This is a genomic window from Alteromonas sp. 14N.309.X.WAT.G.H12 (genome assembly GCF_036697315.1).
Taxonomy (GTDB): domain Bacteria; phylum Pseudomonadota; class Gammaproteobacteria; order Enterobacterales; family Alteromonadaceae; genus Alteromonas.
The window spans coordinates 1-9,335 of record NZ_JBAHZB010000046.1; the positions used below are offsets into that span (position 1 = coordinate 1).

Sequence of the window (9,335 nt, forward strand, 5' to 3'; positions counted from 1 at the left end):
GGTGGGGGTACGGCCTAATGGCTTATCGGACGTGCCGCAGTTTAAGATCAATATCGACAGCGAAAAAGCGTCGGCACTGGGATTATCTTTAAGCGATATTAATAACACCCTAAGCATTGCATGGGGCTCAACCTATGTGAATGACTTTATTGATGGTGGGCGTATTAAGCGTGTGTATCTACAAGCTGACGCTGAATATCGTATGTCTCCAGAAGATCTTGATAAATGGTATGTACGCAATAACAAGGGCGAAATGGTAGCTTTCAGTGCTTTTTCTTCCGTAGAGTGGAATTATGGTTCGCCTAAGCTTGAGCGTTTTAATGGTGTCTCATCGGTGAATATTCAGGGTAGCCCTGCGCCGGGCGTATCCTCGGGGGAAGCCATGGATGAAGCGCAAAAACTGGTGGCGCAACTGCCTTCTGGTTTTGCCTTGGAATGGTCCGGGTTGTCCTACGAAGAACAGGCAGCAGGTTCACAGGCGCCCATGCTTTACGCCTTGTCTATCTTGGTGGTCTTTTTATGTTTGGCAGCTTTATACGAAAGCTGGTCTGTGCCCTTTGCTGTTATCCTTGTGGTTCCGCTTGGGATATTAGGCTCGGTAATTGCTGCTTGGTTATTTGGATTGCCAAATGATGTGTACCTGCAGGTGGCGTTCTTAACCACGGTGGGGCTAGCGGCGAAAAATGCCATTTTGATTGTGGAATTTGCCAAGGAACAATACGATGGCGGCATGGACTTATTAGAGGCGGTATCCGTGGCAGCCAAGCAACGTTTTCGTCCTATACTGATGACCTCCATGGCATTTATTCTAGGAGTTACACCCTTGGCCATTTCTTCTGGCGCGGGTTCTGAAAGCCAAAACGCCATTGGTATTGCGGTGATGGGCGGTATGTTCGCCGCCACCTTCTTAGCCATTTTCTTTGTCCCCATGTTCTATGTCATGGTGGTGAAATGGTTTGGGGCTAAACGGCAAACCGAACAAGAGTGATTGGTATCATTCAATGCATAAAAAGTCGCACCTAGGTGCGACTTTTTTTGTCTTAGGGTTATTCGACTTTGGTCGGTTTATTAAGCTTGATCAATGAACTTGTGCCAGAATATGCCAACATAACGTATAGATCTTACTCTGTGGAGAGCGTATATGGCCGTGGTTTTGCCCCCTAAGCCTGTCTGGAATCAACTAATCAAGTCTGGATGCCGGGTATTTGTCGGTGGAAATGCGTCGGTACCCTATGCATTAATTCAGGATCTCATCGACCATAGTGCGGGCATCAGTGATCTTGAACTGGTGCATATGCTTGCATTGGGTGATACGCGCTGGGCGCAGGAAAAGTACCGGCAGTTATTTAAAGTGAACACCTTCTTTATTGGTGGCGAAGTGGTGCGCAAGGCGGTGGATGAAGGCCGCGCCGATTACACGCCGGTGTTTTTATCGGAAATATCCAGCTTATTTAGCGATGGTACCTTGCCCCTTGATGCGGTATTGGTCAATGTGAGCCCGCCGGACGAATACGGGTATTGTTCGTTAGGGGCGTCGGTAGATATCTGTATGTCCGCCGTGCGTCATGCTAATACGGTTATCGCTCAGGTGAACGACTGCGTGCCTCGTACGTCCGGGCACTCTTATATTCATATCAGCGAAATCAATGCCTGTATTCAGGCAAATGAACCATTAGTGGAAGTGCCGCCGCCTCCCATTGATACTATTACCGAGCGTATTGGGCAATATGTGGCCATGCTGGTGGAAGATGGCTCGACCCTGCAGTTCGGTATTGGCAAAATCCCCAGTGCTACTCTTAAATACCTAATGCACCATAAGGATTTGGGGGTTCATAGCGAAATGCTCACCGACAGCATTATTGAGATTATCGAGTCGGGGGCGATCACCAACAGGAAAAAAACCTTTCACCCCGGTAAGATTGTTACCAGCTTCGCCATCGGTTCCCAGCGTTTGTATGACTATATTGATAACAACCCCCACATCGAGTTTTACCCTAGTAGCTATGTGAACAAGCCGACCAATATTGCTAAAAACGACAAAATGGTGGCAATCAATAGCGCCCTAGAGGTGGATCTGACCGGTCAGGTGGTGGCCGATTCACTGGGCTATGATTTTTACAGCGGTATTGGCGGCCAGGTGGATTTTGTTAGTGGTGCATCCATCAGCAAAGGGGGAAAGCCGATCATTGCGCTGCCCTCTACCGCGCGCAATGAAACCGTTTCCCGCATTAAACCTTGTATTACCGAAGGCGCGGGGGTAGTGACCAGTCGAGGCAACGTGCATTATGTGGTTACCGAATACGGCATAGCTTCGTTACGAGGAAAGAGTATTCGTGAACGAGCCATGGAACTGATACGGGTGGCTCACCCTAAATTCCGCTCCCAGCTGCTCTCAGAAGTGCGCAAGAACTATTGGGTTCCCCACTATCAGGAAAAGTACCCTACTGATATCCCTGAATTAGGTGCCATTCAACTGCAGAAGTTAGTTATTCAGGGGGAAACCTATTATTTGCGTCCGTTAAACCCGGCTGACGAACGGCGTCTACAGGAGTTTTTCTACTCTCACACCAAAGAAACATTACGCTTACGCTACAACTATGATCCTAAGCAAATGTCCCGTGAGAAGTCGTGTAACCTCGTCAGCGTTGACCAACGCAGTGACGCGGCCTTGTGTATAGTCCGTCAGGAAGGCTCCCGACTCACTATTCATGCGGTGGGCCGCTTTTATTTCAATCCTGATGATAACTCCTGTGAAGCTGCCTTTGTAACCCGGGAAAACCAACAAGGAAAAGGCATGGCAAAATTGCTGCTCAGCCGTCTTATCGAGATTGCCCGAAAGCGGAAAATGCGCAGAATGCTGGCCTATGTGCGCGCAGAGAACAAGCCTATGATCGCGATTTTCGAAAACGCTAATTTTAAGCGTATGGCGGGAAGCGATCCCAGCGAAGTGGAACTGGAACTTAAACTGGAGGATGCCCAGTGACAGTACGCATATTTAGAGGTAAAGATTGCCTCAATCATGATGTAGGACATCAGCATCCGGAATGCCCAGACCGTCTTTATGCCATTGATGATCAACTGTTGTCATCAGGGTTAGAAATGACCTGTGAACATCAGGATGTGGGCCCTTGCCCCCAGGAATACTTAGCACTCGCCCATGATCCTTACTATGTTAAAGGCATTTTTGAGCAAGCGCCTAAGTCGGGGTTAATTTGGGTGGACGATGACACAGGAATGACGCCTATAACCTTAAGCGCGGCATTACAATCTGCAGGGGCAGGGATCGAAGCTGTGGATTGGGTAATGGCGGGGGAGGATAGACAGGCTTTTTGTGCCGTACGTCCCCCAGGTCATCATGCCGAATACGACTCGGCCATGGGTTTTTGTTTGTTTAATAATATCGCAGTGGCAGCCAGATACGCGCTGAAACATCATGGGTTAAACCGGGTGGCCATTGTGGATTTTGATGTGCATCACGGTAACGGAACCGAGAACATTGTTGCTGGCGACAAGCACATCATGTTGTGCTCATCCTTTCAGCATCCCTTTTATCCCCATTCTGGCGATCCTGTTTCTGCGAGCAATGTCTTATCTGTGCCCCTTGATGCTGGTACAACGGGGGAGGTCTTTCGTGAGAAAGTCCGTCATTGGTTTGCCGTGCTGCAAAATTATGCGCCGGAACTGATTTTGATCTCCGCAGGATTTGATGGACACGCTGAAGATCATATGGGGCATTTGCGTTTGCGAGAAGATGACTACAAGTGGATTTCTGCTGAATTACGTAAGGTTGCCGATGCGTGTTGTCATGGTCGCATGGTCAGTACCTTAGAAGGTGGCTACAACCACAGTGCGTTGGCTCGCAGTGTGGTTGCACATATTAAAGGGTTACAAGGGGACAGCCGTGAGGAAACCAGTGGGGCCTAAGGCTGACTTTGAGTGGGGCAGTAACAGCCTTCAGCCTCGCTGTTTATCACCGCACCTAAAGGCTGGGTTTGTTTTGCCATAGCGGCAATATCATTGACCAGATCGTCGCCGGTAAAACACCCAATACCCGTGGCGTAGGGGCCTAAATAACGAAGCTTGCCTTTCATATCGATTACCGCCAACGCCGGAAACGTAGGCACCCAGGGGGCAAGGGCTGGGATGTTTTCAATATTCAGCGTTACCCATTGATAGCCGTCATTTTTCAATAAGCTAAGCAGCGCTTGCTGGTGAATGTTGCTCAGGGTATTGCAATAACAGGGAGTACTTGCCTGTATATGCACAAGGCTTCCGGGTTGAATACCTGCGCTTTTCAACATGTCGACAAACTGGTGGTCGAAGTCGTCGCTGGCAGCAGCACGGTTGAGGCTAAAATTGGGATCAAAGGGTACAATTTTATCGTCACCGTAAAACCAGAGCCCCACCATGAGGGCGGCAACCCAAACTGCGAGTAGCCCCCATCCTTTTTTACCGGTCATTTAATCACGAATTTTTGAACGGCTTCTTGCATGTGGCTACATAAGGTGGCGAGTTGAACCACTTGTTCTTCCAGACGTAATGCTGTGGTGGCCTCATCTTGTGCTAATTCATGCAACTTGGCGGTACTTTCAGCAATGGACTGGGAAGCGGCTTCTTGTTCTTCTGCGGCGGCGGCCACCTCTGTCATATGTTCAGAGGCATTATTCATCTGGATTTCTATTTTAGATATGGCGGTATTGGCTTCGGACGAGTCATTAACGGCCTGATCCACGAGGGCAATACAATCTTGCATTTGTTGCACTGAGTTAGCCGTACTGCTGACTAGTTGCTCGGTAACAAAAGAGATTTCATCGGCGCTTTCTTTAGAACGGATGGCCAGGGTGCGCACTTCATCGGCCACCACCGCAAAGCCTCGGCCATGTTCACCCGCCCGAGCCGACTCAATCGCCGCATTTAAAGCGAGTAGGTTCGTTTGATCGGCAACGGCGGTAATCGAGCGCATGGCATCAGAAATACTATTACAGCGCTCGTTGAGTTCCAGATTGGTTTTTTCCGCTTCACTGAGTAAGGCTTTTAATGAAGAAACCGATGACGCCGAGGAATCTAACGCCTCTTTTGAGGTTGCTGTAAGTGCAGTGGCGGCAAGGGTCATTTCGCTGGCCAGATGGGTACGCTCACTGGTCATTTTCATCGACACGGCAATTTCTTCCGATGCAGAGGAGACGCTGGCCACTTCATCGGCACTTTTTACACTGGTTTGGCTCAGTTCTGACATGGCGGTTTTGATAATATCACTGGCTGATGACACCTCGTTGGTTAGCCCTCGGGTATGACCTACTAAGGTGTTCATTTGCGCTAACAGATCGGCAAACTGCCGGGTTCCGGTGGTGATACGAGGCACGTCTACGGATAAATCGATGCTATTGGGATCCTCTAGTACTTGTTGAACGGTATTGCTAAGAGCGTAAGCATTGGTTCCTTCTTCGAAAGAACGCTTAGCGACGAACATTAAGACGAGGCATTCGGTAACGGCAAATACTGCATGCAGGATTAAAATCCCTATCGTGTGATGGCCTTCTTCAAATACATAAACACTGACGCCTTCTGACTGTAAAATAAAAAAGCCGATATGATGCACGGCCACAACCACGGTGGCCGCAGCAATAACCAGCCAGTCTCGAAATACCACCAAAAAGGCCAAAAGAACGAATATTTCAAAATGGATTTCGATGAGTCCAAAGGCTTGATGGATATGCAGTGCGGTAAACAGCTGTGTGCCAATACCTACCGCTACTCGGCTAAGTACACTGCTGGGTTGAGTAATACTTAAAAACAGCGGAGGCAATAAAATAGGTAAACCGAAAATAAAGGCGGGCAAGTAGTCCTGCGTATAAAAGCCGATAAAAAGTGACAATACCCATTGCGCTACGAGTACCAGTCGAAAAATTTTGTGTCCATCCTTAATCCATGGATATAGCATTTGCGTCGTTCTCTACTTAATGATGATAAAAGGCCACGAATGAGCCATGCCTCAGCTCACACATTCATTCAGTGTATAAATATTAATCACCCTGTATATTCATATAACCGAATGTGTTATTTCAACATAGCATGAATAAGTAAATTCGCAATTACTAGTATAATAAAAATATAATGTATTGTTATCTATATCTATCCCGTGAATTATTACAACCATCGACGCCAAAGCATGGCCACTAACATCGCCACTGCCAATAAGCCCATTCCAATCATAAGGTGAGTAAAGGCATTGGGCGAATCCGTGCCCGGTAGACCACCCACATTCATACCAAATATACCGGTAAGAAAAGAAAGGGGTAAAAATACTGCGGTTACCATGGACAATAGGTAGATACGCATGCCCTGTTGATCGGCAATGCGGTTTCGTTGCTCATCCTGCAATACCACGGCGCGTTCTCGGGCTAAATCCAGATCTTCAACATAACGAGTGATTCTATCGGTTTGTTCACGAAGGCAAAACGCCTGTTCTTTATTCAAAAACGGGGTAAAGCGGTATAAGGCATCTAGGGCATCACGTTGAGGGGATAGAAAGCGTCGAATTGAGGCTGATTGTCGTCGCAGACTAGCCAAAGCTTGACGATCCTGGCTCGACAGGCGCTCATCGGTTTCAAAGGAAACCAACTCGTCATCTATTTCATCCACCATATCGTGAATACCATTTGCCAGACGGGTAATGACCTCAAGCAACAGGTTGGTCGGTGTGGTGGGGGCTTGGTTATTGGCAACGTCCTGTTGCAGCGACTGGATTGACATTAATTGTCGGTGTTTACGTCGGGCGGTAATTATTAGACCGGGCTGGCACCAAATACGTAGCGATACCATGTCTTCAGGGTCGGCATCCGGGTTTTTGTTGATACCCCGTAAGTAAATTAACACGCCGTCTTCTATTTGCATGGCCCTTGGACGTGTTTCTGGAACACACAATGCGTCTGCCACGCCGTCACTTAACGGGATTTGGCTTAGTAGGTGATCAGCATCCGGGGCATCGCATTGTAGGTGTAACCAAACGAACTCTCCAGGCCCAAGGGGGCTGGCAGAGGTGAACTGAGGTTGCTTTGTCGCTTTACCGTCAGCGTTAATAACGTAAGCGGACAAAAATGCACTATCAGTGATCATAGATAGCCTCCTGGCAAAAAGAATTAGGGAAAACACAGGCTAAGAGCTTGTGTTAAAGTGCATACAACGCAATCTATCATGAGGCTTTATGCGTCTGCTAACTCAAATAACATCTTTAATGGTATTGTTGTGTCTGTGTTTTAATTCCTGGGCAGGGGCTTTTACGTTCAGGCTATCACAACAGGATCTCAATCAGGTGGTGGGAATGGCATTTCCGCAAACCGAATACTATCAGGGCAACAAGGTTGTCTTTTCTAACCCCTACATCACCTTGGCAAAAGATAATCATGTTGCCATCAGGGTGGATATAAGTGGCACCCAGGATCAGCAAGCGCTCAGTGCATCGGCAACGTTAAGTGGTGACGTTGATTACGATGGTGAGTCGGGCGTATTACAGGTAATACGCCCCCAACTAGACGGATTTCAAATACACGAAAGCAATCAAATTGATGAAAGTGAAATATCACGCTGGGCTGAGATGCTAAAAGGCCAGTCGGCACCGGTTATTTTATTGCTGGATTTTAATCAGTTGGATTTATCCTTTATTGGTAATCGGGTACCTAGCCGTATGTGGGTGGAAAAAGAGCAGCTGGTTATCGAATACTAGATAAGAGAAGCCGTTTTTTGTATTTTTTGTGTAAGAAAAGGGCGCTTGGCGCCCTTTTTTAATTGTGATCGCGATTTTTGCCTTTGGGCTGTTTAGGCTGCTGTACTGTTTGACGTTTTTTCACCGCCGCCGGTGTGGTTCGTTTTTGCTGTGGTGCACTACGCACCACTTCTCGGCGCACTGTTGCTGGCTTTTTCACTGTGGTTTCTTTGCGCACCACTTCGCGGCGCACTGTTACTGGTTTTTTCACTGTGGTTTCTCTACGCACCGCTTCTTGGCGCACAGTTACTGGTTTTTTCACCGTGGTTTCTTTGCGCACCGCTTCTTGACGCACAGTTACTGGTTTTTTCACCGTGGTTTCTTTGCGTACCGTTACTCCGCGCTCGGTGTTACGACGGGTGACGGTGGTGGTTACTTTGGTAGGCGAGCGAATGGGCTTTTTAACCACCCTTGGGGTGGCAAAATGGGTCGGCGCACTATGGATAACGCGGGGCGAGTAGCGCACATGGCGATGGGCGGTATTGTGCTGCCATGGTTGGTAGTCTCGACTATAAACCCGTTTTACGTCCTTCCCGTAATAAAAGCGTTTTACCGGTTTGTGATTTACAACGACCTGTCTGTTGTGCCAGAGAATGCCCCCAAAATAAAAGGTGGTGGACAAATGGATGCGAGGGCTCCAGTAGAAGCTGCCCGCTAAACGAAAATGGGCAGGTTGATGCCAGTAAACAGGGGCGACAGGGTGCCACCAGTGACCAAACACCACGCGGGTATCGTAAAACGGCACATAAATGTATTCTTTGCGCGTGGGCTCGATGACAATAACGTCTTCATCCTGCTCCACGTCTAGGTATTCGTTATCGCTTAACGTCCCTGCGTTAAGGGCGTGTTGACGCAATACCTGCACTCTGGCCAATACCCGGCTTTGACTGATAAGCACATTGTCACCTAACTGTTGCAACCAGTCTAAGTCAGAGGCCAGTGTGTGCAAAATATCCGTTAACGGAAGCAGCGCTTTAACACTGGGATCCCAATTAAATGATTCGGTTTGCTCTTGTATTTCATCTTCACTGAGTTCACTGTTTTGTTGTCGCCATCTGTCAGCTGACACAATATCCAGGGGATAGGTAGAGGCAATAAGAATATGAGTAAGAATTGTGTCTGGGTACAGAGCAATAGGAGCAAGGACACTATCCAGTTCGGCATCGGAATAGGATAAGGCTTCTGACTGAGTTGCGGTAGCTTGCTCTTGCTCTGCCATTACGGGCAGTGCAACTAGGGTATTCACTGCCGAAAGGGCGGTGAGGATCGCTATGGATAAACGTTTCATACGGTCTCCTTAACCCTAATGACGCGGGCAGGTAATTGAACTTATGCTACGTTTATAAGCGATCGGGTATTAACGGAAGCTGAATCAGTTTCTAACTGAGCATTCAGGTTTATGGCCTTACTTGAACATGTGAGGGTCGAAAACGTGACCCAGTTTTTCCGTTTTCGTCTTAAGATAATACTTATTGTCTTTGGTCATACCATGATCAATGGGTTTGCGGGAAACCACGTTAACGCCCAATTCTTTAAGGGCGTTGATCTTCCGTGGGTTGTTGGTCATGAGTTC

At 48.0% G+C, this 9,335-nt stretch carries 8 protein-coding genes and 1 pseudogene; 4 read left to right on the forward strand and 5 right to left on the reverse strand.

The genetic code is table 11. From position 1 onward, the window contains the following. The 3 genes from V5298_RS12465 to V5298_RS12475 all read left to right on the forward strand — a co-directional run. A partial coding sequence (locus V5298_RS12465) for an efflux RND transporter permease subunit (RefSeq protein ID WP_332931777.1) occupies positions 1-988 on the forward strand: 988 nt, incomplete at its 5' end. A gap of 153 nt (positions 989-1,141) precedes the next feature. Continuing rightward, on the forward strand, positions 1,142-2,983 hold the full coding sequence (locus tag V5298_RS12470) for a GNAT family N-acetyltransferase (protein ID WP_332931778.1): 1,842 nt from the start codon (positions 1,142-1,144) through the stop codon (positions 2,981-2,983). Continuing rightward, complete coding sequence (locus V5298_RS12475; protein ID WP_332931779.1) at positions 2,980-3,924, forward strand: histone deacetylase family protein; 945 nt, start codon at positions 2,980-2,982, stop codon at positions 3,922-3,924. The genes V5298_RS12470 and V5298_RS12475 overlap by 4 nt, the downstream gene beginning before the upstream one ends. On the opposite strand, the gene V5298_RS12480 is transcribed toward V5298_RS12475, so the two are convergent. From V5298_RS12480 to V5298_RS12490, 3 genes are all read right to left on the reverse strand, one after another. Continuing rightward, on the reverse strand, positions 3,921-4,460 hold the full coding sequence (locus V5298_RS12480) for a DUF6436 domain-containing protein (RefSeq protein ID WP_332931780.1): 540 nt from the start codon (positions 4,458-4,460) through the stop codon (positions 3,921-3,923). The two genes, V5298_RS12475 and V5298_RS12480, sit on opposite strands and share 4 nt — an antisense overlap. Further along, entirely contained in the window at positions 4,457-5,941 is a 1,485-nt protein-coding gene (locus V5298_RS12485; RefSeq protein ID WP_332931781.1) for a methyl-accepting chemotaxis protein, read from the reverse strand. The genes V5298_RS12480 and V5298_RS12485 overlap by 4 nt, the downstream gene beginning before the upstream one ends. Before the next feature lie 206 nt (positions 5,942-6,147). Then, positions 6,148-7,116, reverse strand: a complete 969-nt coding sequence (locus V5298_RS12490) for a zinc transporter ZntB (RefSeq protein WP_332931782.1) — start codon at positions 7,114-7,116, stop codon at positions 6,148-6,150. Positions 7,117-7,321: 205 nt separating this feature from the next. On the opposite strand from V5298_RS12490, the gene V5298_RS12495 reads away from it, so the two are divergent. Then, on the forward strand, positions 7,322-7,723 hold the full coding sequence (locus V5298_RS12495) for a hypothetical protein (protein ID WP_332931783.1): 402 nt from the start codon (positions 7,322-7,324) through the stop codon (positions 7,721-7,723). Positions 7,724-7,781: 58 nt separating this feature from the next. On the opposite strand, the gene V5298_RS12500 is transcribed toward V5298_RS12495, so the two are convergent. Together V5298_RS12500 and V5298_RS12505 are read right to left on the reverse strand one after the other, a co-directional pair. Then, positions 7,782-9,050, reverse strand: a complete 1,269-nt coding sequence (locus V5298_RS12500; protein ID WP_332931784.1) for a DUF3300 domain-containing protein — start codon at positions 9,048-9,050, stop codon at positions 7,782-7,784. Positions 9,051-9,167: 117 nt separating this feature from the next. Further along, a pseudogene (locus tag V5298_RS12505) lies at positions 9,168-9,335 on the reverse strand (GTP cyclohydrolase II); the annotation flags it as partial.

Coding starts and splice junctions, on each gene's coding strand:
- V5298_RS12470 (WP_332931778.1), top strand. CDS start 1,142: ATGGCCGTGGTTTTGCCCCCTAAGCCTGTCTGGAATCAACTAATCAAG.
- V5298_RS12480 (WP_332931780.1), bottom strand. CDS start 4,460: ATGACCGGTAAAAAAGGATGGGGGCTACTCGCAGTTTGGGTTGCCGCC.
- V5298_RS12485 (WP_332931781.1), bottom strand. CDS start 5,941: ATGCTATATCCATGGATTAAGGATGGACACAAAATTTTTCGACTGGTA.
- V5298_RS12490 (WP_332931782.1), bottom strand. CDS start 7,116: ATGATCACTGATAGTGCATTTTTGTCCGCTTACGTTATTAACGCTGAC.
- V5298_RS12495 (WP_332931783.1), top strand. CDS start 7,322: ATGGCATTTCCGCAAACCGAATACTATCAGGGCAACAAGGTTGTCTTT.
- V5298_RS12500 (WP_332931784.1), bottom strand. CDS start 9,050: ATGAAACGTTTATCCATAGCGATCCTCACCGCCCTTTCGGCAGTGAAT.